This is a genomic window from Laceyella sediminis, assembly GCF_003003125.1.
Lineage (GTDB): Bacteria > Bacillota > Bacilli > Thermoactinomycetales > Thermoactinomycetaceae > Laceyella > Laceyella tengchongensis.
The window spans coordinates 20,836-44,622 of sequence record NZ_PVTZ01000015.1; the positions used below are offsets into that span (position 1 = coordinate 20,836).

27 protein-coding genes are annotated in these 23,787 nt (G+C 49.8%); 20 read left to right on the top strand and 7 right to left on the bottom strand.

From position 1 onward, the window contains the following. Window positions 1-151 precede the first annotated feature (151 nt). The 3 genes from CLV36_RS14625 to CLV36_RS14635 all read right to left on the bottom strand — a co-directional run bounded on the left by CLV36_RS14625 (window position 152) and on the right by CLV36_RS14635 (window position 2,512). Window positions 152-913 (bottom strand): DUF3800 domain-containing protein, encoded by a 762-nt coding sequence (locus tag CLV36_RS14625; RefSeq protein ID WP_146130653.1) that lies wholly within the window; start codon window positions 911-913, stop codon window positions 152-154. A 169-nt stretch (window positions 914-1,082) separates the two neighbouring features. Further along, complete coding sequence (locus tag CLV36_RS14630) at window positions 1,083-1,826, bottom strand: YqjF family protein (protein ID WP_022738381.1); 744 nt, start codon at window positions 1,824-1,826, stop codon at window positions 1,083-1,085. Between the two features lie 68 nt (window positions 1,827-1,894). Beyond that, window positions 1,895-2,512, bottom strand: coding sequence for a YczE/YyaS/YitT family protein (locus tag CLV36_RS14635; RefSeq protein WP_022738382.1), 618 nt, complete (start codon window positions 2,510-2,512; stop codon window positions 1,895-1,897). Between the two features lie 245 nt (window positions 2,513-2,757). Here CLV36_RS14635 and CLV36_RS14640 point away from each other — a divergent pair, with 245 nt between their 5' ends. From CLV36_RS14640 to CLV36_RS14655, 4 genes are all read left to right on the top strand, one after another. Further along, entirely contained in the window at window positions 2,758-3,066 is a 309-nt protein-coding gene (locus CLV36_RS14640; protein WP_022738384.1) for a hypothetical protein, read from the top strand. Window positions 3,067-3,068: 2 nt separating this feature from the next. Then, window positions 3,069-3,287, top strand: a complete 219-nt coding sequence (locus CLV36_RS14645) for a hypothetical protein (protein WP_022738385.1) — start codon at window positions 3,069-3,071, stop codon at window positions 3,285-3,287. Window positions 3,288-3,298: 11 nt separating this feature from the next. After that, window positions 3,299-3,592, top strand: a complete 294-nt coding sequence (locus CLV36_RS14650; protein ID WP_022738386.1) for a hypothetical protein — start codon at window positions 3,299-3,301, stop codon at window positions 3,590-3,592. 140 nt (window positions 3,593-3,732) lie between these two features. Next, window positions 3,733-4,113 carry a DoxX family protein gene (locus CLV36_RS14655; RefSeq protein ID WP_022738387.1) on the top strand — a complete coding sequence of 127 codons (381 nt, stop codon included), beginning with the start codon at window positions 3,733-3,735 and terminating at the stop codon, window positions 4,111-4,113. Between the two features lie 416 nt (window positions 4,114-4,529). Here CLV36_RS14655 and CLV36_RS14660 read toward each other — a convergent pair whose 3' ends face one another. Continuing rightward, window positions 4,530-5,087 carry a hypothetical protein gene (locus CLV36_RS14660; RefSeq protein WP_035952743.1) on the bottom strand — a complete coding sequence of 186 codons (558 nt, stop codon included), beginning with the start codon at window positions 5,085-5,087 and terminating at the stop codon, window positions 4,530-4,532. Window positions 5,088-5,259: 172 nt separating this feature from the next. Here CLV36_RS14660 and CLV36_RS14665 point away from each other — a divergent pair, with 172 nt between their 5' ends. The 4 genes from CLV36_RS14665 (at window position 5,260) to putP (ending at window position 8,989) form a co-directional block, all read left to right on the top strand. Next, a complete protein-coding gene (locus tag CLV36_RS14665; RefSeq protein ID WP_022735756.1) occupies window positions 5,260-5,589 on the top strand; it encodes a hypothetical protein in 330 nt (109 codons plus the stop codon). Window positions 5,590-5,755: 166 nt separating this feature from the next. Then, on the top strand, window positions 5,756-6,778 hold the full coding sequence (locus tag CLV36_RS14670; protein ID WP_022735757.1) for an NADP-dependent oxidoreductase: 1,023 nt from the start codon (window positions 5,756-5,758) through the stop codon (window positions 6,776-6,778). Between the two features lie 201 nt (window positions 6,779-6,979). Then, a complete protein-coding gene (locus CLV36_RS14675) occupies window positions 6,980-7,330 on the top strand; it encodes a chorismate mutase (RefSeq protein WP_181353085.1) in 351 nt (116 codons plus the stop codon). Window positions 7,331-7,522: 192 nt separating this feature from the next. After that, window positions 7,523-8,989 carry a sodium/proline symporter PutP gene (gene putP, locus CLV36_RS14680; protein ID WP_022735759.1) on the top strand — a complete coding sequence of 489 codons (1,467 nt, stop codon included), beginning with the start codon at window positions 7,523-7,525 and terminating at the stop codon, window positions 8,987-8,989. 47 nt (window positions 8,990-9,036) lie between these two features. Here the strand turns inward: putP and CLV36_RS14685 are convergent, their stop codons facing one another. Together CLV36_RS14685 and CLV36_RS14690 are read right to left on the bottom strand one after the other, a co-directional pair. Continuing rightward, entirely contained in the window at window positions 9,037-9,852 is an 816-nt protein-coding gene (locus CLV36_RS14685) for a polysaccharide deacetylase family protein (protein ID WP_245888383.1), read from the bottom strand. Window positions 9,853-10,076: 224 nt separating this feature from the next. After that, window positions 10,077-10,985 (bottom strand): R2-like ligand-binding oxidase, encoded by a 909-nt coding sequence (locus CLV36_RS14690; RefSeq protein ID WP_022735761.1) that lies wholly within the window; start codon window positions 10,983-10,985, stop codon window positions 10,077-10,079. Window positions 10,986-11,235: 250 nt separating this feature from the next. Between CLV36_RS14690 and CLV36_RS17445 the strand changes: the two genes are divergently transcribed. The 11 genes from CLV36_RS17445 to CLV36_RS14735 all read left to right on the top strand — a co-directional run bounded on the left by CLV36_RS17445 (window position 11,236) and on the right by CLV36_RS14735 (window position 20,200). Then, a complete protein-coding gene (locus tag CLV36_RS17445) occupies window positions 11,236-11,394 on the top strand; it encodes a hypothetical protein (RefSeq protein ID WP_181353086.1) in 159 nt (52 codons plus the stop codon). Window positions 11,395-11,399: 5 nt separating this feature from the next. Continuing rightward, window positions 11,400-11,828 carry an RrF2 family transcriptional regulator gene (locus tag CLV36_RS14695; RefSeq protein WP_022735762.1) on the top strand — a complete coding sequence of 143 codons (429 nt, stop codon included), beginning with the start codon at window positions 11,400-11,402 and terminating at the stop codon, window positions 11,826-11,828. Window positions 11,829-11,988: 160 nt separating this feature from the next. Beyond that, window positions 11,989-12,864, top strand: coding sequence for an AraC family transcriptional regulator (locus tag CLV36_RS14700; RefSeq protein ID WP_022735763.1), 876 nt, complete (start codon window positions 11,989-11,991; stop codon window positions 12,862-12,864). Then, complete coding sequence (locus CLV36_RS17450; RefSeq protein ID WP_022735764.1) at window positions 12,861-13,034, top strand: hypothetical protein; 174 nt, start codon at window positions 12,861-12,863, stop codon at window positions 13,032-13,034. The genes CLV36_RS14700 and CLV36_RS17450 overlap by 4 nt, the downstream gene beginning before the upstream one ends. Before the next feature lie 61 nt (window positions 13,035-13,095). Then, complete coding sequence (gene rsgA / locus CLV36_RS14705) at window positions 13,096-14,157, top strand: ribosome small subunit-dependent GTPase A (protein WP_022735765.1); 1,062 nt, start codon at window positions 13,096-13,098, stop codon at window positions 14,155-14,157. A gap of 199 nt (window positions 14,158-14,356) precedes the next feature. Beyond that, window positions 14,357-15,049 carry a copper homeostasis protein CutC gene (locus tag CLV36_RS14710; protein ID WP_022735766.1) on the top strand — a complete coding sequence of 231 codons (693 nt, stop codon included), beginning with the start codon at window positions 14,357-14,359 and terminating at the stop codon, window positions 15,047-15,049. Between the two features lie 202 nt (window positions 15,050-15,251). After that, the gene (locus CLV36_RS14715) at window positions 15,252-15,953 is read left to right on the top strand and encodes a response regulator transcription factor (protein WP_022735767.1); all 702 of its coding nucleotides are present in this window, start codon (window positions 15,252-15,254) and stop codon (window positions 15,951-15,953) included. After that, complete coding sequence (locus CLV36_RS14720) at window positions 15,950-16,954, top strand: sensor histidine kinase (protein ID WP_106343180.1); 1,005 nt, start codon at window positions 15,950-15,952, stop codon at window positions 16,952-16,954. The genes CLV36_RS14715 and CLV36_RS14720 overlap by 4 nt, the downstream gene beginning before the upstream one ends. Window positions 16,955-17,039: 85 nt before the next feature. Beyond that, window positions 17,040-17,810, top strand: coding sequence for an ABC transporter ATP-binding protein (locus tag CLV36_RS14725; protein ID WP_106343181.1), 771 nt, complete (start codon window positions 17,040-17,042; stop codon window positions 17,808-17,810). Beyond that, window positions 17,785-19,677, top strand: a complete 1,893-nt coding sequence (locus tag CLV36_RS14730; RefSeq protein WP_181353087.1) for an FtsX-like permease family protein — start codon at window positions 17,785-17,787, stop codon at window positions 19,675-19,677. Before CLV36_RS14725 ends, CLV36_RS14730 begins: the two co-directional genes overlap by 26 nt. Window positions 19,678-19,759: 82 nt before the next feature. Next, the gene (locus CLV36_RS14735; RefSeq protein ID WP_106343183.1) at window positions 19,760-20,200 is read left to right on the top strand and encodes a Dps family protein; all 441 of its coding nucleotides are present in this window, start codon (window positions 19,760-19,762) and stop codon (window positions 20,198-20,200) included. Window positions 20,201-20,309: 109 nt separating this feature from the next. On the opposite strand, the gene CLV36_RS17935 is transcribed toward CLV36_RS14735, so the two are convergent. Beyond that, window positions 20,310-20,441, bottom strand: coding sequence for a hypothetical protein (locus CLV36_RS17935; RefSeq protein WP_022735772.1), 132 nt, complete (start codon window positions 20,439-20,441; stop codon window positions 20,310-20,312). Window positions 20,442-20,803: 362 nt separating this feature from the next. Between CLV36_RS17935 and CLV36_RS14740 the strand changes: the two genes are divergently transcribed. Next, window positions 20,804-23,740, top strand: coding sequence for an insulinase family protein (locus CLV36_RS14740; protein WP_106343184.1), 2,937 nt, complete (start codon window positions 20,804-20,806; stop codon window positions 23,738-23,740). The last annotated feature ends 47 nt before the right edge of the window (window positions 23,741-23,787 follow it).

Below are 23,787 nucleotides of genomic sequence, written 5' to 3' on the forward strand. Positions count from 1 at the left end.
CGGTTTGGAATTGACGTATAATAAAATTACTGAGTGCATATACTGGAGCGTCGGCGCCACCATCTCCCGAAACCATGACTTTTCGGTCGTGCGGAAATCGATGTGCGGGTCCAACACCCTGGCACAGGATAGGGAATGGGGCGCCGTTATTTTATCTTTTGAAGCAAAAGAGGTTAAACCCTTGATGTTCATTGCGGGCATGGCAGTCTTTGAGCGAGAAGCCGAGCTGCGCCTCGAGATGGTCGACCACGGCCCGTTTGGGATTGCGCGAACGGTTGGCGACGGCTTTTTCGTAGTGTCCGTTGCGGACATAGGCGATTGCCCCGGCCAGGACATCAGCCATTTGCAAAGGCGTTTGGGTGCCGTCCCGCGATTCGACGCGACGTACCACAATCAAGGGATAGGCAATGGTTTGCTTCTCCTTGGCCCCTGAGGTCTGCTGAATAAGCTTGATATAGTCGGCGGCCATTTTGCGGTTCAGATAATATTCCAAATCCTGCAACCTTCCGGGTACGGAATTGCTTTTGCGATCCAAAAAGATGTCATAATGATGTTCAGGAGCCAACCATTTATAGATCAACCAAAAAAACATTTTGTAAAAATGCGTTTCTTTGTTGTCGCCGGTTTTTACGTTTTTTTTGTCCGTCATATCTACAATGAGGGCTCGAAACTTTAAGTTCCCTTGCCTCATGTGCTTGATAAACAAATCGATGAAAGCAATATATGCATCTCGATGGGTTTTTTTCATTTCATTCCAGTGAAACTCGCGTTCAAATCCGAGTTGCCGCCGCATGCGAGCAACTTCTGCCTCTAACGCTTCGTAAGTGTCCGCACGTTGCCAGATTGTGCCCAACACCATGTATTTGTGAGCATTCTGACTGCTTTCATCTCCCCAAATCACGATTAGACTCAAAGTGATCGGCTCCGTTTCAAAGGTTATATACTGATTATATATTCTTTTAATTGTTATTTGAATAATCAATCTTTATCTTTGCCGAAGATGCTGGTTATGTGCAATAAAGGTGCCCCGCCTCGGTTGCTAGATGCGAGAGAGTTTTCCTCGCTCCAACCGGTTGCGGGGTTTATTGATGTTTGCCGGAGTCCAACTGCACAAATGGCCACACATGGGCAGTTACGCCGAAAGCATAATGGCATAGGGGGGATTCGTCCAAGTTGGGAAGCTGGATGGAGGCTGGCAAAGTATTGGCCTGAATAACCCCTTCTGCTTGCTGCAAAGGCCAAGGGGCATGGCGAATATCTCCACGGTGGAGGGCGCCACGGATGATTAGGTATTGTGAGAAACGTGCAGTCAGCCAATTGGCCAGTGATCCAGGATGGATGGGAGCGGGTGTGGAGGATGGGTGCATCTGCGCCGCAAATCGGGCCGCGGGTGTGAACAGCTTTGGCCGTTCACAGACGAGGGAAGTACGTTGGTCGCGCGCGGTGAAATGCAAGCGAGCCGGAAGGTAGGGCAGGTGCCACATCATCCGGGCGGACAGAGCGTGCAACCAACTGCTGACATCGCAACTGAAAAAGAAGACGCCAGGTTCTGCGCCATATGTCACATACGTGCGCAAATTAAGTTGCAGATACGAAGAGAGCCCTGGTATGGGCGGGAGAAACCGCAACCGCTCCTGTTGTACCCGAAAGGCCACGATGCTGATCCATGCGGTGCCATCATGGCAATCCAATGAAAGCGGAGCAGGGATGTGCGGTTGCAGGGAGGCGGCGGGGACAGGCCAATGAAAGAAGCAGACATCTGCTAACGTCTGGGCGATGAGCCAAGGTTGGGGCGGGACTGGTGGGGGGGTAAGGGGATGGTTCATTGTTGTCAATCTCCTTCTTAATGGGTGGATATTCGTAGTATGGAGAAGGAGCGAGGTTCCCATACGCGTTAAGAACGGGTGGTTGGAGAGCCGGTGAAGAGGAGCCGTTCGATCTTGGGGATGAAAAATTGGATTAAGGGCCCGCACAAAAAGGTGTAAATAAAGGTTCCCAAGCCGAGTGGACCATGCAACATCAAGGCGAACAACAAGGCACTGCCGTCGATCACCGTTTTGGAGGCGGTGAGGCTCATCGCATATCGTTCAGTCAGGATGTACATCAACTGGTCAGCGGGGGTCAAGGCGTATTTGCTTTGCACATAGATGGATATGCCGATGGTTGCGAGCAAAAAACCTCCCCAAAAAGTGAGCACTTGGTAGAAAAATTGGACGGGATGAAAATCTATTATGTCCAACCAAAAGTCAATGCAAAAGCCCAAAACAAAAATAGTTAGCAAGGACAGGGGATTGGGAGGTTTTTTGGACAGAAATCCGTTTAGCAACGTAATCAGTATCCCGCAGGTGATGAGCCAGGACCCGACGGTGAAGCCGATCCATTCCGACATTGCTACAAAAAACCCATTCCACGCGTCAGCACCCAATTCAGAGCGCAAGATCAAGGAAATGCCGAGCGATTTGATAATTAAGCCGCAGATATATGAGAGGCTTCTCGTCATTGTTTTACCCATGGTATACCAACCTTACGGAGAGATTTGTTCTAATATATGTGTACAAGTTATCTGGCAGAAGTGTAAGTTGCTTTTTTATAAGGAGCGGAGCTGGTGCGCAACAGAGGTTCCTTTCATTGGGTTTGATGGAAAATATTTGAAAAATGATGATTTCTGAATTATAATTCAAGTGCGAAACGTAATTTTTCGCGATGTATCATTGTTATTGCAATAATCGACTTTGTCATTTTAAGGAGGAATAAAAAATGTTTGTGATGCACTTGCGGGGAGAAAAGGACCGTGTTTTGCCGTTTGTGGGGGAGTTGCAACAAAAGCCACATGTGACAGTCGTTGATGCTGAGATGGAGAAAGAGGGGGAGATGGTGCAACTCTCATTGACGGTCGATCACCAGCCGCGCAAGCGTGTGCAGGTGATTCGGCTTCATACCGAGTCAGGCGCAGTGGTGCCCATTCCACTGATGGATGTGATGCAGGTGGAATGGGAAGAAGGAAAACATTTATTCTGCGGATGGTCATATGACATTTTTGGAACATCGCGCAACAGGAGAGGATGAAGATGGCTGAAATCTGTTTTTGGTATGATCGGTCGCGGGAGCGGTTGGTGATCCGCCATTGCCCCACGGGAGAGATACGTGTGATACATAAGTTGCAGCCGATGATCCGATTTTTGTCTGCTTATGGAATCAGGGAGTTGGAAGAGGCGGTTGCTCCCTGCCATGGAGATGACCGGTTGCATTTGTTCAAACGGATGCAAGTGCATCAGTTGAAGCGGTAGGAGAGGTTTGGATGGTGTGGTTGATTTCGTCAGTACTTACTCTGCTTGGAGGGATGGGGTCTGTTTATTATGTGTGCTTGTTGGGCAAATGGCTGGAGGAAGAGCGTATGGGCAAGCGGGAAGCGAGCTTAAGCATCTTGACCGGATTGTGCCTCCATGTTGCCGTAGCGATGGCCAGCCGGGGGTTGCCAGCGGTTGTTTCGATTCAGTCAGAAACCGTAATGTGGTTGACCCATGGCGGTATGATGCTGTCGCTTTGCACCAGTGTCATGACGCTCCATTGTTTACGGCGGAAGTGCGGTTGATAGCCGGGTTGGGTGTGGGTGTTGTCCGTAGCGTTCGCAATTTGGACACATGTACTTAAGAAAGATTTAATCTCTGTTTATCAGGGGTTTAGGACTGAGGGTTATGATGGCATGGATAAGAGATTGAAAGGGGAAACAACATGAAATTACAGGCGAGTTACGGCCCTGTCTTCCTACGGATTGGGCTGGGTCTCATTTTTCTTATTCATGGTGCGCAGAAATTAATGGGCATGGAACAGACGATTGGATTCTTCGGCCAGGTAGGCATTCCGATGGCTTCGTTCACGGCTTACGCGGTAGCGGGCTTGGAGGTGTTGATCGGGGCGGCCTTTATCCTTGGCCTGTTCACTTCTGTTGCTGCAGGGGCCGCGGTTGTGATCATGGCGGGGGCGATCTTGTTTGTGAACGGGAGCAAAGGATTTGCAGGCGGGTATGAATATGACTTGTTGATTCTGCTCACCGCCGCGTCGCTCCTGTTTACTGGGCCTGGCGCACTAAAAGTACCCATCGGCAAAGATTGAGCGCCTCGATCTGACAAATGGCGGAGCCCATATGGGCGGCCGTCTTTTTTTGTTTCAGGCCACCAGAAAACATAAAAACCTCCCAGCCAATTTGGTTGGGAGGCTTTGCTTTCATGGCAGCCAGCACCTCAAACCCCAACAGCTGCGAACTGCCCTCGGTCAGGAAAGTCAGAGCTGGGTTTTGTCGATCACTGAAGGCTAAGCCCTGAACACTATGTTAGAAGAGCACTGAGCACGTGAACACTGGCCGCCAACCGCCGCTTATGTAGCTGCGTGGCTCACTGAGCACTCAATCTTTTAAGAGGAGTCCATGATATGGAACTATCTTGAAAGGATAGTCATATCAAAGGACCCAAATCTCAAGGCATTTTTTGGGGTTTACTACGCCATGAAAGCAATGAGATGAAAATAGCTGTTTATTCGTCGATACCGATCAAATGGGTTGTGGCGTTGGCAATCTGCAACGCTGCATCAACTTGTTCCATGAATTCAATGTTGAATTGGTTGACTTTGTCCACTTCTTGCCGTGGGAAGAGGTAGAGCAAGTCAGCGTTGTCGACAGAGTCCCGCTCTTTCTTGCTGTTATACCGTTCCACTTCGGCTTCTGCGCGGCGAATCGCCGTGTTGCAGGCTTCAACCAAGTCTTGGTTCATGCCGATGAGATGGTTTTTATAAAGCAATGCTTCGTGCAGGGAGAACGTTTTCCCGGCGACGGTGATTTTTGTTTCCAAGTTGGTACGATCAATCGCCGATTTGATGATGAAAAAGCGCTGTGCCAGATCATGGTATGCTTGAATCTTGGCTTGCACTTCTTTCTCCGCCTGCTTGACACTGTATTCTTGGTTAGCCCCTTTAATCCCCCAAGGGTGTTTCTTTTTGGAGGACCAAGCTGAGTAGGTGCTTAATTCTTCTTGAATTTTGGCCATACGTTTTTTGATGAGTTTCAATTCGGAGAGTCCTTGTTGAATGAGCATGATGCGCTCCCCTTTTTGTTCAATTAGTTAGGTAGGTGATTTCATAATAGAGGGTTTGCGCTTTTCAGTCAATCATTTCATTTAAAATTAATATACAGGATTAAATATAAAATACTGTTCTTGCTATAATGAATGATTGGAGACTTGTGTTCATGCAATGTGGAGGTGCGAGATGAAATCTTTCATCGATGAATTGGCGAACAAGCTGAAAATCGATGCAGATATGGGTATATCCTGCGAAATTGTGGACTTTTTCAGCAATGAAGAGATTGAAAGTTATCAACATAAAGTGGATGACCACAAACATATCTGGATTGATGTGAAAATGTACGAATATGGTTTTACCGCCGCCAATGCTTTGTTTATGTCTTTTATGGCCTATATGAGTTATGCGCACTTCGCAGTGTTCTCCTCCACAGGGGGCATTGATTGGACCCAGTATGATTTACTCTCGTCAATGGATGGAAAAACAGGCTTTTATTGCCATGTGCGGATTTCATGACCGTGTTAGCAAATGATAAACCGATAAAGGCGCACTCGCTTCACAACAGAGCGAAGGCGCCTTTGTTGCATTAAAGGCGGTGTAATTTGATTGAGTCCAATTAAATAGAGTAAAATAGTAGAAGTGTATATAAGTTCTATTCCATCGAGAAGGGAGAAATGGCATCATGAGCAATCACAACCAACAAATCTTGCTGATTAACCGGCCTAAAGGGATGCCGACTGAAGCGGATTTCAAGTGGGAAGAGATTCCGATCCCCCAACCCAGTGAGGGGGAAGTGTTGGTCAAAACGCTCTATTTGTCAGTCGATCCATACATGCGAGGTCGTATGAATGATAGTAAATCTTACGTAGCTCCATTTGAACTGAACCAACCGATTTCCGGCGGCGTGGTTGGCGAAGTGGTTGAATCTAAAGCGTCGGGGCTTGAAGCAGGGGATATCGTGGTTGGTATGCTGGATTGGAAAAAGTACCAAACGGTTTCCGTTCAAGGAGTGAAAAAAATTGATCCAACCGTCGCGCCGATCACGACTGCTTTGGGAGTGGTCGGTATGCCTGGCCTAACCGCTTACTTCGGCCTACTTGACATCGGCAAGCCCCAACCTGGGGAGACCGTCGTGATTTCCGGAGCTGCCGGAGCGGTGGGCATGGTGGTTGGACAAATTGCCAAAATCAAAGGTTGCCGTGTAGTGGGGATTGCCGGGTCCGATGCAAAAGTAGAGTATTTGGTCAAGCAACTGGGCATTGATGCAGCCATCAATTATAAGACGGCGACGAATTTAAAAGCGGCGTTGAAAGAAGCTTGCCCCAATGGAGTAGACATTTACTTCGACAATGTGGGTGGGGAAATTTCGGATGTGGTGATAACCTTAATCAATCCACATGCGCGAATTCCGCTGTGCGGCCAAATCGCATTGTACAATATGGAGAAAGTGGCGATCGGGCCGCGTATCCAGCCGTTGCTTTTGATCAATAAGGCGTTGATGAAAGGGTTTATCGTTAGCGATTACGCTGAGCGCTTTGAAGAGGGTACCCGCCAGCTGGCTCTTTGGGTCAAAGAAGGCAAGATCCGGTATGAGGAAACCATCGTGGACGGATTTGAAAACACCATCCAAGCGTTTTTGGGACTCTTCACCGGTGAGAACCTGGGCAAGCAATTGGTGAAAGTAGCCGAGCCTTCCAAGTGCTGACGGCTGAATAGGAGCATGGAACATGACCCGTTTCCCGTGACTGGGAAACGGGTTTTTGCGTGGTAAGGAATCACCCGTTGACATAAAAGTTGGAAAGGTGGTTAAATAAATAAAATATTCTAGTAAGGGAACCATTGACGCATGTGAAAAAACAGTGGTTGATGGCGTAGCATGTTCCCTGCTTGTACAGGGTTAAGCGTAATGGCGTTAATTACAGACAGTGGAGATGAGGGGAGAGAGCCAGTGAATAAACAGGCGAGTCAAGATAAAGGGATAGTTGAGAATCTGCGGAGCATGTCAGTGTTGCGCGAGGAGATGAACCGCATCAACGCACAAATGCTACACCTGCTGAATGAACGGGCGCGGGTGGCCGTTGAGATCGGGGAAATCAAAAAACGGCAAAACCGGCCGATTGTCGATGAAAAACGAGAAAGGGAGATCATCGCCAAAATGCAGGAAGAAAATCAGGGTCCTGTCACAGATGAACAAGTAGCGCGTTTCTTTAGTAATTTATTCCAAATCGCCAAAGAATTGCAAGCGGTTCGCCGTTAACCAACCGAAAAGCCCCGCTGTCTGCGGTCGGACAGCAGGGGCTTTTGTCTTGGTGGAGAGAGAATTGGGGTTCTTTCCGGATTGTCAAGAAATTGACGAAAATTGCTTCATGTGTCATACTATGTTACCAAGTTAGGTTTTTCTTTGTATTTATAACTAATTTTTGTAAATATTTTGAAAGGGGATTGGTGGATGGAATATGGCGTGATTATCTCAATCGGCATTTATATGGTAGCGATGCTGATCATCGGTTATTTCGCCTATAAGCGAACTTCGGACCTCTCTGATTATATGTTGGGCGGGCGGAATCTGGGTCCCGCGGTGACAGCCCTTAGTGCGGGCGCTTCCGATATGAGCGGCTGGTTGCTGATGGGGTTGCCCGGCGCCATGTATGCAACAGGGATCAGTAGCGGCTGGATTGTATTGGGCTTGTGTGTGGGTGCTTATCTCAACTGGCTGTATGTGGCGCCGCGCTTGCGAACGTATACGGAAGTGGCGCAGAACGCGATCACCATTCCAGTCTACTTTGAAAACCGTTTCAAAGACCAATCCCGTATTTTGCGCGTAGTATCTGCACTGGTTATTTTTGTTTTCTTCACCTTCTACACCTCTTCGGGCATGGTGTCTGGCGGGGAGTTGTTTAAAACCGCGTTTGGGATGGATTATTTGTGGGGAGTTCTCATTTCTGCGGGTGTCGTAATTCTGTATACGCTGTTTGGCGGATTTTTGGCCGTCAGCTGGACAGACTTCGTCCAAGGAACCATCATGTTTGTGGCTTTGATCTTAGTACCATTGGTTACAGTGATGGAGGCGGGTGGCCTCGGTTCGACGCTGGCTGAGATCAAAAGCATCGATCCGGCCTTGCTTGATGCGTTTAAAGGGACAAGCGTGATTGGCATCATTTCCTTGCTGGCTTGGGGATTGGGATATTTCGGACAACCCCATATCATTGTGCGCTTTATGGCGCTCAGCTCGGTAAAAGAAGCGAAAAGCGCGCGCCGCATTGGCATGGGCTGGATGATCTTTTCGATCATTGGCGCGATGTTAACAGGTTTATTTGGAATCGCTTACTTTAACAACACCGGTATGAAGCTGGAAAATCCTGAAACGGTGTTTATCAAGTTGTCTGATGTGCTGTTCCATCCGCTGATCACCGGTTTCTTGCTGGCGGCGATCCTGGCGGCAGTTATGAGTACGATTTCTTCCCAACTGTTGGTGACCTCAAGCGCGTTGACGGAAGACTTCTACAAAGCGTTCTTCCGCCGTTCGGCCACAGATAAGGAGCTGGTGTTGGTCGGTCGCTTGTCTCTCTTGGGTGTAGCTTTGATCGCTTTGTATTTGTCTTTGAACCCCAACGAAACCATTCTCAACTTGGTGGGTTATGCGTGGGCCGGCTTTGGAGCCGCATTCGGGCCGGTGGTGTTGATCAGCCTGTTCTGGAAACGGATGAACAAATGGGGAGCGCTTGCGGGCATGCTCGCCGGAGCGGTTACCGTTATCGTATGGGAGCAAATCGAGGCGCTCAGCGAAGTGTATGAGATCATTCCTGGCTTTATTGCGTGTACGCTGGCTGTCATCATCGTGAGCCTGCTTACGCCGAAACCGCCGGCTGAGATTGAGGCTGAGTTTGATGAAATGGTGAGACAAACGCAAGTGTAATTAAAAAGAACCCATCGACTCCAATCAAGGGCGGTGGGTTCTTTTGCTTATTTATATGCAGGAACTTGCAACAATTGGTCAATGGTGACGAATTCGTAGCCTTGTTGCCGCAAGTGTTTGATGATGCGGGGGAGTGATGCGACGGTTGCGTCACGTGGCCCACCGGCATCATGTTGCAAGATGATGCTCCCTGGCAAGGCATGATTCTTGACTGTCTGAACGATATCTTCCGGTGTTCTTCCTTTTTTCCAGTCAAGCGTGTCAACATCCCACTGGATCATTTCATAACCCATTTGTTCCAAGTGTTTGATCTTGCCTTTGACCGCTCCGTATGGCGGGCGCATCAGGCGCAGGTCTTTGCCGATGATTTGTTTGACGGTGGCATTGGTGCGACTCATTTCTTGCACCAATTGCTGATCGGTCAAGCTGGGGAGGTACGGATGACGCCACGTATGGCTACCGATCACATGTCCTTCATCATATATCCGTTTAAGCATGTTCGGATGGGCTTTTGCTTGCTGTCCCAATACGAAGAATGTGGCGCGAATTCCGTTTTGCTTTAAGATGTCTAAAATTTGATTGGTATAACGATCACTTGGCCCATCGTCAAATGTCAACGCGACCCATTTCAGCCCACGCGGACCGTGATAATGCATATGTTTCGATTCGGATTTGATCACGGTTTTTTGTAGTGCGGTCAATTCTGGCGGCAATTTGATGCGCTTAGGCATAGGTGAGAGTTTGGTGAGGTGTGAATGGTCTGCTTGCCATCCGGGTTCTGCGGATTGTTGGTTAAAGCAACCGCTGAGCAAGGCACTGCTCATAAGCGTTGCCGCAAGAAGACCATATATTTTTTTTTGCATGGTAAATCTCCAATCCCTATAAATCTATTTATATCAATAATAAATTAATCTAAGATAAAATTTATCTACTTTGCTAAGCCGAACTTGACGATCTTGTGGACGTTTTTTTACGGATTGGTTTCAAAAAACGTCCGTGCGTTGGGCACGGACGTGTGAATGGGGGAAGAGGCGGTCTGCCTGGCGATAAACCAGTGCTTGGGGAAAGCGTATGTGTCGACAGGGTGTCAAAGCGATTCCAGATTAAATTGGCGATAGATTTCTTCCAAGGATTTATCTTTGGCACGGGCGATGATCTGTTTGCGAATGGCAAATTGCTTTTGAGAAAATGCGAAGCGCCTTTCTAATCCGACGCCAAATGCGTCAGGATAATTGGCGATCATGCTGGGGGTAGGCTGTTCTGCAGGGTTCCATTCGTCCATGCGTTGCATGATATATTCATAGAGATGGGGATGTTCTTGAATGAGACGGTGCAGAACATACGTGCCGTAACTGATGTGCCGGGATTCGTCTTTTTTGATCAGGCGGATGCCTTCCATCAAGCCTGGCATGAGCCCCCGCTTTTCAAGTGCTTGCTCAAAAAACCAATATCCGGTTTCCGCGCCAACGCCTTCAATCAACATGTTGTATAACACGGCAGCATCAGCGAATGCTTCGGGGGAGTCGTCAGTCAACAGCCGGTTCATGGTGCGAGTGAGGGTGTTGCTATCCTGTTGGGCCGCATCTGTGTCATACAAGTAAAGCTTGGGTACGCCACGTCGATTTAGATAGGGGGTCAAATCTTCGGTGACACCGAGTGTGTTGATGAAAAGGCGGAAAAACTCCGTATGTTTGGCTTCTTCAAACAAAAACGTGGTCAAATACATCTCTTCTTCCAATCTTCCTTCACGGGCCACAGCGATCAGAAGCGGTAGCAAATCGACCGTCACCGCTTCTTCCCCAGCCAAGAAATTAACAATCATCCCCAGGATCTCTCTTTTTTGCTCCCCAGTGAATTGACTCCAATCTTTGACATCCTGTGTCAGGTCGATATCTTCCGGATTCCAGGTGCCCAGCCGTTTGGCTTTTTGATACAGGCGGTAAGGAACAGACTGCATATCCAGTCCTTTGCTCAGCGTAATAATATGTCGTGTCAAGGAAACCCCTCCAATCATGAAATATGAACCGGCGGGTCAGTCGGTGCCACCCATGATATACCCATTGAAGAATGGGATCGAGTCTAATTTTATACCGAAAAATGCGATTTTTCTACCATCCCCTTCCGTTTGTGTGGTGAGTGGAAACGCGTTATTGATATCGCATTCCGAGCGAGGCAATGGAAAGGGAGATTGACAAATTACAGATAATTATATAAAATTCAAATTAACAGATGAGGAGGTTGCCCCCATGGTTGCCATGGGTGAGGAAAATGGGATTTTGCACATCCAAAACCGACTATTCTGCTTGATTTTGTCGAAAAAATCGGTGCGTTGTCGGTCCATGTTTCTTTTCACCGACGATTGCTTAACATATCCGATCCCCACGACGCGGGAAGACGGAGGCTGATAGGCATGAAAATATCGACAAGAGGCGAATATGCCCTGCGCGCGCTGATTATCTTGGGGCAAGAACCGGCGCGAGTGATGACGATTAGCGACCTTGCGGACAAAACGCTGGTGCCGACAAGTTATTTGGAGCACATCTTATTGCAGCTCAAACATCTGGGATATGTGGTCAGCCGGCGCGGAAGCCGTGGCGGATACCGGATCAACCGGCCGCCGGATCAGATTGTGATCGGAGAGATCATCCGCCAGTTGGAAGGGCCGTTGGCACCGATGGGCTGCGTGAGTGTGACTGCTTATGAGTCATGTGAATTGGAATCAATGTGCTTGCTCAGGCCCTTGTGGATGTCTATCCGGGAAACCGTCGCAAATCTATTGGAAAAGACCACGTTGGAAGATCTGCTGCGCGGCAAAGTGCATCAGGCGGCAAAAGGATAGGTAAAACATGAACTTCTCTCTCGGGATGTTAAAGCCATGACCACTACGGTTATGGTTTTTTTGTGTTGGCCGGAGTGGGTACCCTTCATTTTTGTGCTTGAAAATGTCGGATGGTGCCAGCCGCATCTTGCTAATCTATTGATGAGGGGGTGAGGTGCTTGTGAACCTGCTGCAACATATGAATGCAGCGCTCAGCTATATTGAAGACCATCTCGCTGACGACATCGACTTTAAAGAAGTGGCCCGGCGGGCGATGTGTTCGGAGTACCATTTTAAACGGATGTTTTCTTTTCTCGCCGGTGTGACGTTGTCCGAATACATTCGGCGCAGACGGCTCACCCTGGCCGCATTTGAACTTAAGGATCGCGATGAGCGGATCATCGATATTGCGATCAAATACGGTTACAGCTCAGCGGATGCGTTTGCGCGGGCGTTTCAAGCCATGCATGGTGTGACACCATCCGAAGCCAGAAACAATGGAAAGCCGTTGAAAGCTTTTCCGCGGATGACTTTTCAATTGACTGTCAAAGGGGGAAACGAAATGAATTATCGCATCGAGGAGAAAAGCGCGTTTCGCATTGTCGGCATCAAAAAAAGAGTTCCACTGATTTATCAAGGGGTTAATCCGGAAATTGCCTCCATGTGGGCCAGCTTGGATGAGGCGAAGATCACTCGGCTGAAGAATCTCAGCAATGTCGAGCCGATTGGTTTGCTTAGCGCATCTACGAATTTTTCTGAAGGGAGAAAGGAGGGAGGGGAACTGGATCATTACATTGGCGTGGCAACGACGCAAGCGTGTCCAGAAGATCTGGATCAGCTGGAGGTACCCCCTTTGACCTGGGCGGTATTTGAAGTTGTCGGTCCCTTTCCCAATACATTGCAAGAGACATGGGGGCGCATCTTCTCCGAATGGTTCCCATCTTCCGATTATGAGCTGGCTGAAGGGCCGGAAATGTTGTGGAACGAGCACAAAGATACTTCATCGCCCAAGTTTCGTAGCGAGATATGGATTCCGATTCAGAAAAAGCGCCAATGAATAGATGGGATGCCCGCAATGGCCAATATGAGGCCTTGCGGGTATTGTTGCTTATGTCGGATGATTTGCAATATAATAAAAGCAAGTTGCAAAAAGGAGTGATGACGATGATTGTGATGAACAGCAAGCTGAACACGACAGGACAAGACGTGGAGAATCCTTTTTGCTGAGAGGTTCGGACGGGGGTTCTCCATGATCTGCTGCAGATCATAATGATAGGAGGACTCACCATTGGATAAATGGACATGGGGCTGGACCCCTGCCTTGGAGGAAGCATTTGATCAGATCAAAGAGGACGGGCTCGCGGTTGGGCGCGTGACCCTTCAGCATAAACGCTTGTATCGTTTGCAGACCGAATACGGGGAGCTATTGGCGGAATTGACTGGCAGATTCCGCTATGAGACAACGAGAGTGGAAGATTATCCTGCCGTGGGCGATTGGGTGGTCATTCGACCACGGGTGGCGGAGGGCAGAGCCTCCATTGAGGCTGTTTTGCCTCGCTTTAGCAGGTTTTCCCGCAAAGTGGCTGGCCGGACATGGGAGGAACAGATTGTCGCCGCCAACGTCAATACGGTATTCTTGGTCAACGCGTTAAACCAAGATTTTAATGTGCGGCGGATCGAGCGTTATCTTACCTTGGCTTGGGAAAGCGGTGCGCAGCCGGTGATTGTGTTGAACAAGGCGGATTTGTACCCGGACGTATCGGATAAGGTGGCGCAAGTCGAAGCGGTGGCCTTGGGTGTGCCGATTCATGTGGTAAGTGGCTTGACCGGCAAGGGATTGGATGAGTTGATGGCGTATTTGCAACCGGGAAAAACAGTGGCCTTGCTTGGTTCCTCCGGAGTGGGCAAATCCACCTTAACCAATTGCTTTTTGGGGACGGAACAGCAAGAAGTGCAAGCGATTCGCGCTGGGGACGACAAAGGGAAGCATACAACCACCTATCGAGAATTGTTCCTCTTGCCGCAAGGGGGATGCCTGATCGACACGCCGGGAATGCGTGGGATCAAACTTGTCGACCAAGAACACGGTGTGCAAGAGACATTTGAGGAGATTGAGCAGTTGGCTCTCTCTTGCCGTTTCACCGACTGCCAGCACCAGGGTGAACCAGGTTGCGCAGTGGAGCTCGCGTTGGCCGAAGGGCGCTTGGCCCCGAAACGCCTTGCAAATTACCGGAAGTTGCTTCGGGAGTTGGCGTATTATGAGCGCAAAGAAAACCGGCAGCTGGCCCACGCGGAAAAAGAGATATGGAAGAAAAGAAGCAGACAAGCGAAGATACATGCGCGCAAGTGATTAATACGCACGCGGCGCCCAATCCGGCGGAACATAACCGGATTGGGCGCTTTTTTGCATTTCGTTTAAGCATTCGCTGGGGTGGTATGGTAAAATCACTGTTATTGGAAAGGACCTCTATCGCGTAAACGGTGGCGGTAAGCCCAGCCGCGACGTTAGAGGCGTATGGAAAAATGAAGAGATTGAGTGAGGGTAGGGCATGCGAATCGAAGTCATAGCAACAGACTTGACTGATGCCAAATTGGCGGATCAGCATGGAGCTGACCGGATTGAACTGGTCACAGGTATGGCGGAAGGGGGATTAACACCCAGTTACGGGTTGATTGAGGAAGTGGTGCGTCGCGTTACGATTCCGGCTTATGTGATGATCCGGCCCCACAGCCGTTCGTTTTGTTACAGTCGGGATGATCTGGACACGATGATCAAAGATATCCAAACCGTGAAACGCCTAGGCGCGCCAGGAGTGGTCTTGGGGGCGCTGACCAAGGAGAAGACCATTGATGAAACGGCGCTGTCGCTTTTGCTTGAGGCGGCGGATGGGTTAGACATCACTTTTCATCGCGCGTTTGATGAGGTGGCCGATCAGGAAGCGGCGCTAAAAGTGTTGCTCCGCTATCCGCAAGTGACGAGGGTGTTGACTTCCGGTGGCAAGCATAGCGCGCTTGATGCGGTTCCACAGATGGCGAAGCTGGTGCGCTTGGCTGAGGGAACCCACCTGACCATTCTGGCGGGTAGTGGCTTGACCGTTGAGTCGTTGCCTGCATTTAGCGCGCAAACAGGGGTGAAGGAAGTTCATTTTGGCTCGGGGGTGCGAGTGGGCGGCAAGTCTTTGGCGCCGATTGATCCCGCCAAGCTGGAGGCATTAAAAGCAATAGCTGATTCAAGCATATAAAAGAAGCATAAAGAAAGGCGACAAGCGGTCGCAAACAAGGGCTCCCGCCGGCACAATCGCCGTGGGAGCCTTAACTGTTTGGTTTTCATAAAAACCGAAGAGAAAGGGGAGGCGGTTTGGTAAGCCGATTCATAGGGAATGGAAACAAAGCCGATCCTAATCCAAGGTCGGCTTTTTATGGTTACACAGAGGAGGAAAGCGCATGACGACCATCATGATTGTGGAAGATGACGAGAAAATTGCCACACTGTTGCAAGAACATCTTTTCCGCTACGGATACAAAGCTGAGCGCGTTACCGATTTTACTGCGGTACTGGATGTATTTTTGAATATCCAACCGCAATTGGTGCTGCTTGATGTCAACTTGCCTAGGTATGACGGATATTACTGGTGTCGCCAAATCCGCCGCCACTCGACGTGCCCTATCTTGTTTATCTCTGCTAGAGAGGGGCAAATGGATCAGGTGATGGCCTTGGAAAACGGCGCCGACGATTACATAACCAAACCATTTCATTATGAAGTGGTGATCGCCAAGATTCGTAGCCATCTTCGCCGCGCCTACGGTGAATACGCGGGGGGCGGTGCAGAACGGCGGGTGGAAGTGAATGGATTGACCCTTTTCCCGGAACGGCTGGAGTTGGCGTGGCAGGGCAAGAAAGTGGAATTGGGAGGCAAAGAGGCTTTGTTGCTTGAAGCGTTATTGAAGCGGCCAGGGCGTGTGGCGACCAGGGATGTATTGTTGGAAATCCTGTGGAATGAGCAAGCGTTTGTGGATGATAACACGCTGAATGTGTATATCAACCGTGTTCGCGGCAAACTGAAAGAACTCGGCATCACAGGCCTGATCGAAACCGTGCGGGGAACGGGCTACCGCTTGAAACCTCCCGGGGAGGAAGGGGCATGAGGCTGTTCATTAGGGAGCATGGCTCGCTCATCGCCTTTACCCTGCTCCAGTGGGTGGCACTGTTGGGGTTGATTTGGCTGGCCGGTTTTCGGTCGCTTCGCATCTTGGGGTATGTTTGGCTGTTGGGCGTGGTTTCATTTGCCGCTTTCCTCACTCTCTTTTATTTGCGGAGACGTAGTATGTATCGGCGCTTGTCCCAATCGCTTGCGTCAATGGAAGAGGCCCTTGTCGATCATCAACCATCCACACCGGCGGCAGAAGCGTTCGCGCAGTTGCTTCATGACCAATACCGGATGTACCAAGACCGCTTACATGCTTATGAACAGCGGCAACAACGCCATCTCACCTTTATCAACCAGTGGGTTCACCAGATGAAAACGCCGCTGTCCGTTGCTGATTTGCTGTTGCAAGAGGAGGAGACGCTAGCGGTGGACAGTGTGCGGGAAGAGTTGGATCGCTTGCGTGCCGGTCTTCAGATGATTTTGTATACCTCGCGTTTGGAAGCGTTTGAACAAGATTTTCGCATCGAATCCCTGCCGCTGTCCGAGTTGGTGCAACAAGTGATTAAGGAGAACAAACGGCTATTTATCAGCAAGCGCGTCTTCCCCCGGTTGACGTTGGCGCCGGAAGCCCAGGTGATGTCTGACGCGAAATGGCTTGGCTTCGTCTTGCAACAGTTGTTGACCAATGCGGTGCGGTATTCGAGTGGCCGTAGCGAGCACTTGCACGTGTCTATCCAGCGCGCAGGGGGTGTTTGGGAACTCACCATCAAGGATGAGGGAGTAGGCATTCCGCCGGCAGACTTGCCGCGTGTGTTCGAGCCGTATTACACAGGAGAAAACGGCAGAAAATACAAGGAATCCACCGGGATGGGGCTTTATCTGGTCCGGGAAATCTGCCGGAAGCTGGGGCATGCTGTCACGCTCCAATCTCAAGTGGGTGTGGGGACGAAAGTGACAATCACCTTTGGTCGGCGGCAACCTTACACAAATGTAAGATAGGATTAAGACAGATCCATAGCAAGGCTGCGCAAAACCCATTATTCTGTTTCAAGAGCAAACGGCTTTTGAAAGGGGTTGTGCAACGATGGAAATCGTGAAAGTATCAAATCTGAGCAAAACATATGGCGGGAGCATGCCATTCCGCGCCTTGAAAGATATCAACTTATCGATTGACAAAGGTGAATTCCTCGGGATCATGGGGCCTTCGGGCAGTGGGAAGACCACATTACTCAACATGATCTCGACCATCGACCATCCCAGTTCAGGCGAAGTCTGGATCAATGGGCAGAATCCGCATCAGTTGAAGAAAAACCAATTGGCCATGTTTCGGCGCCGAGAACTAGGTTTTGTGTTTCAGGATTTTAATCTGCTGGATACCTTGACCTTGGGTGAAAACATTGTCTTGCCGCTAACTTTGGATCGGTGTCCTGTTCCTGAAATGGATCGCAAGTTGGCGGAGATCGCCGCCAAGTTGGGAATCGACGCCATTCTGGACAAGCGCACGTATGAAGTGTCGGGCGGCCAGCGGCAACGAGCGGCCATTGCACGCGCGCTCATCCACTCCCCGTCCTTGGTGATGGCGGACGAACCCACGGGTAATCTTGATTCCAAAGCGTCGCGCGATGTGATGGAGACGCTGGAGCGCCTTAATCGCGATGAAGAAGCGACCATGATGATGGTAACGCATGATCCGATGGCGGCTAGCTACTGCGACCGGGTCATTTTCATCAAAGACGGCCAGCTTTACAATGAGATCCACCGCGGTGACAATCGAAAGGTGTTTTATCAGCAGATTATTGATGTGTTGGCATTGTTGGGAGGGAATGCGCATGAAATTCCATCAGTTCGCGTATAACAATGTCCGACGCAATATCCGCACGTATAGCGCCTATTTGCTGAGTAGCACGTTTGCGGTGATGATTTTCTTCGTTTATGCCATGTTCATTTACCATCCGCAATTGGCAGATGGCTCTGTCAGCCGGATGGTTAAAATCGGCATGCAGGCGGCGGAATATGTCATATTCGGTTTTTCATTTTTGTTTTTACTTTATTCTGTGGGCGGATTTTTGAAGGCTCGCAAAAAAGAGTTTGGCTTGTTGGCAATGCTCGGCATGACGCGGATGCAGCTGAACCAACTCGTCTTTCTTGAGAATATGCTGATTGGCCTGTTATCCGTCGGGATGGGTGTGATGTTGGGTTTACTGGTGGTGAAAGCTTTCTTTATTTTTGCCGCGTACGCGTTAGAAATGCCGGAGTTGCCATTTTACTGGCCGGCGGATGCGCTTAAGCTGACCATCTTGTCGTTCTTGTGCATGTTTGTGGTGATTTCGCTGATGACGCTGTTTTTTGTGCGCAATCAGCGGGTGATTGCATTGTTGCAGGGCGCGAACAAGCCAAAACCGGAACCGAAGGCGTCCATTTTCTTGGCGTTGGTGGCGTTTGCCTGCCTTGCTGGTGCGTATGGTATTGCGCTCACTAAGTTTTCCAGCGATACCATGTTGCTGATATTGGGATTGGCCATTGTCGGCACGTATTTCTTATTCACGCAATTGAGCGTGTTTGTCATCCGCTGGCTGAAGCGTCGCCGCAGTTTTTATCAGCGTGGTACCAATTTATTATGGTTGTCTGACTTGGCCTATCGAATGAAAGACAATGCCCGGATGTTGTTTTTGGTGACGATCGTGTCTGCAGTTGCGTTTACCGCAACAGGTACCTTCCTGTACTTTAAACAACAGGGCCGGATGATGTTGGAAGTAAATCCGTATCCGTTTATTTATGTATCAAGCCCCGACAATCCAAAGGCTAACGCCGATTTGGCCCGGATTGACCGTGTATTGGCCCAGGAGCAGGTGCAGGCAGAGAAAATTACCTTTCCGGTTCGCTATTTCATGCCAACACAAGGGGATAAAAGAGTGGCTATCATCCGCCAGTCTGACTACAACCGCCTGGCTCGTCTGCTTGATCGGGACCCGATACATGTACGTGGACAGGCCGGTTGGCTTTTGCGGTCAACAGATGAAAAAAATGATTTGGGAGAAATGAAGCGCATCACCTTCAAAGAAAACGGCAACGTCTTTCACATTGATCGGTCGACGGTTGGCACTATCCTGCCTTACTCCCCAGGCGAATTGGTGGTTGCCGACACGACCTTTACCAAATTGGCGAAACCGACCAAACAAGAAGTATTTACTTTCTACATTGTCGACGAATGGATGGGGCAGGAACCCAAAGCAGGTTCTGTGGAACATCGGGTGAGTGAAAAATTGGTAAGCATGTTTCCTTTCAGTGTAGAGGCGAAAGGGGAATTGTTGGAGCGGGCGACAGTATATCTGACATTTAAGCAATTTACCAGTGTGTCCATGTTTATCGGGATGTTTATTGTGTTTATCTTCTTCATGGCAGCAGGTAGTTTCTTGTATTTCCGCCTCTACGCCGACTTGGACCAAGACAGCAAACGGTATCAGGCTATCAGCAAGCTGGGGTTGACGGAACGTGAGCTGGCAAGAGCCAACACCGTGCAGATGGCGCTGTTGTTCTTCGTTCCCTTTATTGTGGCTGTGGTGCATTCGATCGTTGCGTTGATGGCTTTGCAGGAAGATCTGCAAACGCCGGTGATCGGGCCGGCCACAGTCGGCATCGGCTCGTTTTTCTTGTTGCAGTTCGTATATTTCCTGATTGTGCGGAGCAGTTATTTAAAATCACTGAAACGCGTGTTAAGCTGATGTGTCTGTTGTTTCTCTCAAGATTTGTGGCGGAATGGGCCATACTATAGTCAGAATTAGCCACAATGAAAGAGGGATGGAAATGACGACGCAAGCAGTATATGACGTGCTAAACAAACAGGTTGCCAATTGGTCGGTGCTTTATGTCAAATTGCACAATTACCATTGGTTTGTCAAAGGGGATCAGTTCTTCGAACTGCATGAGAAGTTCGAGGAGTATTATACGGAGGCGGCCGGTTATATCGACGAGTTGGCCGAGCGCTTGCTGGCGATCGGCGGAAAACCGGTCGCCACGATGAAAGAATATCTCAGCTTAGCTTCCATCACGGAAGGGACGGGCAATGAAACCGCTGAGCAAATGGTGAATAACCTGATCACCGACTTTAACACCTTGGTGGATGAATTGAAACAAGGCATCGATATCGCGGATCAAGCCGGTGATGAATCTACTGCTGATATGTTGACGCACATTCGCACCAGCTTGGAAAAACATCTCTGGATGTTGAATGCATATATGGCATAACTGATGTGGTAGCTTGCAATCAAGTGGAGCACCAAATGCAATCCAGCCCCTCTGTTTTAAGAGGGGCTGGATTGCGTTTGGTGCAGTGGGATGAAAGAAATGCAAAGGTTTAATGGAGAATGGAGAGCAAAATCGCCAGTAAACTCGACGGTTGGTTTTGTTCGCTTTCGATGACGAAAGATAGACTCACCGCCAACATGGCAAACATGATGAGGCTATAGATGAGCAATATTTTTTTCAATGAAGAACCCTCCAAGATGATTGGCACAGATCAATATTCACCCATATTATATCACCCGATGCTTGTTGTTTTTAGTTGGAGAAGCGTCGCCATTTAAAATTTTTAAGTTGAGATCTCTTTCAACAATGGCGTATAAAAAAGCGTTGACTGTTGCGTCGCTGTTTGGCATGAAAAGCAATGCACTCTATTTTTTGATACCGCCCATACTCAGATCGCCCCTTTCTGTGTAAAAATGAGGGTAAGCAGTTATTCTGAAAGCCATCGAAACGGAACACATTCTATGGTTCAGTTGCCGGTTGATGCCGATGGCAGGCTTTGATTGCATCCGCCGGCTAGACGAAGAGTAAGGGAGAGAAGGGCTTATGACGGCAAAAAACTGGAAAAAGGGCGCACGTTTGCACGGTTTTGTCCTGCGCGATGAACAAAGGGTGGAAGCAATCGATGCCACTGCTAGGCTGTTTGAGCATGAAAAGACAGGTGCGAAGCTGTTGCAATTGGCGAATAGAGATCCCAACAAGGTGTTTGCAGTCAGTTTTAAAACATTGCCACAAGACGATACAGGGTTGACGCATATTTTGGAGCATTCCGTCTTGTGCGGTTCCCGTAAATATCCGGTGAAGCAACCATTCAAAGAGATGTTGAAAGGATCGTTGTCCACTTATCTCAATGCCTTGACTTTCTCAGACAAAACAGTGTATCCGGTGGCCAGCCGCAATTGGCGAGATTTTCTCAACTTGGTTTCGGTGTATGTGGATGCCGTGTTTTTTCCGAAGATTCATGAGACGCCGGAAATCTTCTTACAGGAGGGATGGCATTACGCGTTATCTGCACCGTCTGATCCGTTGACGATCAGCGGCGTCGTATACAATGAGATGAAAGGGGTTTATTCCTCCCCTGATTCGTTGTTGGGACGGACGGCCAAAATCATCATGTATCCGGACACCCCTTACGGGTTTGATTCAGGAGGGAACCCGGACCGCATTCCTGATCTCTCATTATCACAATTTTTGATGTACCACCGCACCCATTACCATCCATCCAACAGTTATTTTTATTTGTATGGCGACGGTGAACTGGAGGAAGTGTTGCGATTGTTGCAAGAAGAAGCGCTCGCATCCTTTGAGAAACAAGTATTGACCCACCGTTCGTTGGTGCAACCGCCCTTTTCGTCTCCAGTGGTGAAAACGGTCGCCTATCCGGCGGCGAGCACCGCGGGGCGAACCATGTACAGCGCTTCCTATGCGGTCGGCGAAGCGACAGACCCCCTCCAGATGCTGATGCTGACCCTGATGGCGTATGTACTTTTTCACAGTCCGGCGTCTCCACTGAAGCAAGCACTGTTGGATGCTGGCGTGGGCAAAGTGGTATCCGGACAGATCGATCCCTCCATGCGCAAGCCGATGTTCAGCGTGTTTGTAAAACATGCGGAGTCAGGGGCGTTGGATCTTTTCCGCCGCGTGTTGACGGACACACTGCGCCGGTTGGCGGAGGGCGGCATCGATCCCGACTTGCTACATGCGGGTATCAACTGGCTGGAAGTGACGTTAAGGGAGCCGGATCAAGGTTGCCCGGCTGGACTCACTTATTTATTCAAAGTGATGAGCAGTTGGTTGCACGGCGGTGATCCGTTGGCCCATTTGCGCCATGATAAGACACTTTCGGCCTTGCGTGCTCATGTGCAAAAAGGTGGCGGTGAACAATGGATTCAAATGAACTTGTTGGATAACAATCATGCTGCGTTCTTGACGTTGGAGCCCAGTGTGACACTGGCAGAAGAGAGGGAGCGGCAACACAGGCAGAAGCTTGCACGGATCAAAGATACTTTGTCGGCGGCGGATATCAAGCGGCTAATCGAGCAAACCCAGCGGTTGCAAGCGAGGCAGCAGGCGGCCGATCCGGCGGAAGCCTTGGCGTGCTTGCCCTTATTGAGTTTGAATGAACTCCCGGCTCATCCGGAGCCCATCCCGCTGGAGCAAACCGCTGTGCAAGGGGTTCCTGTTTTGTTCACGCCGCATGACACCAAAGGCATCCATTATCTCCAACTCTCGTTTGACACGAAAGCAGTGCCGGAAGAGCATTTCCCCTATATCGCGCTCTTGGCTTATGTGCTGGGAAAAATGGGCACCAAGCGATACACTTATGGTCAATTGTCCAATGCCGTCCACCTGTTGACTGGCGGTTTGCAATGCAAGGTGCAAACGTATCAGCAAACGCAATCGGCGCCGAAGGTTGCGACGGTGTTCCACATCAATGTGAAGCTCTTGTCCCACCAATGGCCGGCACTCCCGGATTTGTTACATGAAATTTTGAGTTTGACCCGCTTTACGGACCAAGGACGCTTGTTGCAATTGATCAGGGAGTTTAAAGCGCAACGGGAGACACTGCTTTTGCGTAGCGGCCACCAATTTGCAGTAATGCGCCTCGCATCTTCGCTGTCGGACAAAGGGCGGTGCGATGAGCTGTTGCACGGCATCGGTTTGCATCGGTTCTTGAGCCGGTTGGAACGGGAGTTTGCGCAACGGGCTGACGAAATTGCCAAGCGATTGCAACAGACTGCGCGCTTGATTTTCCGGCGAGACGCGTTGACGGTGCACCGGGTGGCGGCGGAAGGGGAAATCGGAGAGCACCTGCCGCGTTTTTTGGAACAGTGGGTGCCGACCCTTGGGATGAAGGCGGCTACTCCGCAAGTGCACCGGCAAGCGCATCGGTTGGTGAACCACAAACAAAACGAGGCATTTTTCGGCCCGGGACGGGTGCAGTATGTCGCCAAGGGAGGCGGGTTGTTCACGGCCGGAGGACGCTATGAAGGTCGCTGGATGGTGCTAAAAACGTTGTTAGAGACGGAGTATTTGTGGAACCGGATTCGGGTACGGGGAGGGGCGTATGGCGCGATGTGCAGTTTGAGCCGCACGGGCGCGCTTGCGTTCGTTTCCTATCGAGATCCGAATCTGACAGAGACTTTGCAGGTGTATCAAGAGATTCCGGCTTATTTGCGGCAGTTGAACCCCAGTCGGGATGAATGGCACCGCCTTTTGATCGGCACTCTCCGTAAGCTTGACCCTGCCCGTTCCGCCAGCCAAAAGGGTGAGGTGGCACTGATGCGCCATTTCAGCGGGATCACGGAGGAGATGGTGCGGGAAGAATGGGCGCAGGTGTTGCGGACGAATGTGAATGATGTGCGGGAATTGGCGCCAGTAGTGGAAGCGGTGTTAAAAGAGGGAGCGGCTTGCGTCATTGGCAGTGAAGGGAAGATTAAGGCCAACGCGGACTTGTTCGACCGGATTGAGCCGCTTACTTGATAGCGGAAAGATCACTCTCATTGAACACGAAAGGACATGATTGTGCC

Excerpts from the sequence above, each read along its gene's own strand:
- CLV36_RS14685 (WP_245888383.1), bottom strand. The coding sequence starts at position 9,852 with ATGCAAAAAAAAATATATGGTCTTCTTGCGGCAACGCTTATGAGCAGT.
- CLV36_RS14640 (WP_022738384.1), top strand. The coding sequence starts at position 2,758 with ATGTTTGTGATGCACTTGCGGGGAGAAAAGGACCGTGTTTTGCCGTTT.
- CLV36_RS14675 (WP_181353085.1), top strand. The coding sequence starts at position 6,980 with ATGGCGTTAATTACAGACAGTGGAGATGAGGGGAGAGAGCCAGTGAAT.
- CLV36_RS14630 (WP_022738381.1), bottom strand. The coding sequence starts at position 1,826 with ATGAACCATCCCCTTACCCCCCCACCAGTCCCGCCCCAACCTTGGCTC.
- CLV36_RS14730 (WP_181353087.1), top strand. The coding sequence starts at position 17,785 with ATGAAATTCCATCAGTTCGCGTATAACAATGTCCGACGCAATATCCGC.
- CLV36_RS14735 (WP_106343183.1), top strand. The coding sequence starts at position 19,760 with ATGACGACGCAAGCAGTATATGACGTGCTAAACAAACAGGTTGCCAAT.
- CLV36_RS14655 (WP_022738387.1), top strand. The coding sequence starts at position 3,733 with ATGAAATTACAGGCGAGTTACGGCCCTGTCTTCCTACGGATTGGGCTG.
- CLV36_RS14740 (WP_106343184.1), top strand. The coding sequence starts at position 20,804 with ATGACGGCAAAAAACTGGAAAAAGGGCGCACGTTTGCACGGTTTTGTC.
- CLV36_RS14715 (WP_022735767.1), top strand. The coding sequence starts at position 15,252 with ATGACGACCATCATGATTGTGGAAGATGACGAGAAAATTGCCACACTG.
- CLV36_RS17450 (WP_022735764.1), top strand. The coding sequence starts at position 12,861 with ATGAATAGATGGGATGCCCGCAATGGCCAATATGAGGCCTTGCGGGTA.
- CLV36_RS14650 (WP_022738386.1), top strand. The coding sequence starts at position 3,299 with ATGGTGTGGTTGATTTCGTCAGTACTTACTCTGCTTGGAGGGATGGGG.
- CLV36_RS14720 (WP_106343180.1), top strand. The coding sequence starts at position 15,950 with ATGAGGCTGTTCATTAGGGAGCATGGCTCGCTCATCGCCTTTACCCTG.
- CLV36_RS14695 (WP_022735762.1), top strand. The coding sequence starts at position 11,400 with ATGAAAATATCGACAAGAGGCGAATATGCCCTGCGCGCGCTGATTATC.
- CLV36_RS14635 (WP_022738382.1), bottom strand. The coding sequence starts at position 2,512 with ATGGGTAAAACAATGACGAGAAGCCTCTCATATATCTGCGGCTTAATT.
- CLV36_RS14670 (WP_022735757.1), top strand. The coding sequence starts at position 5,756 with ATGAGCAATCACAACCAACAAATCTTGCTGATTAACCGGCCTAAAGGG.
- CLV36_RS14660 (WP_035952743.1), bottom strand. The coding sequence starts at position 5,087 with ATGCTCATTCAACAAGGACTCTCCGAATTGAAACTCATCAAAAAACGT.
- CLV36_RS14645 (WP_022738385.1), top strand. The coding sequence starts at position 3,069 with ATGGCTGAAATCTGTTTTTGGTATGATCGGTCGCGGGAGCGGTTGGTG.
- CLV36_RS14665 (WP_022735756.1), top strand. The coding sequence starts at position 5,260 with ATGAAATCTTTCATCGATGAATTGGCGAACAAGCTGAAAATCGATGCA.
- putP (WP_022735759.1), top strand. The coding sequence starts at position 7,523 with ATGGAATATGGCGTGATTATCTCAATCGGCATTTATATGGTAGCGATG.
- CLV36_RS17445 (WP_181353086.1), top strand. The coding sequence starts at position 11,236 with ATGGTTGCCATGGGTGAGGAAAATGGGATTTTGCACATCCAAAACCGA.
- CLV36_RS14710 (WP_022735766.1), top strand. The coding sequence starts at position 14,357 with ATGCGAATCGAAGTCATAGCAACAGACTTGACTGATGCCAAATTGGCG.
- CLV36_RS14725 (WP_106343181.1), top strand. The coding sequence starts at position 17,040 with ATGGAAATCGTGAAAGTATCAAATCTGAGCAAAACATATGGCGGGAGC.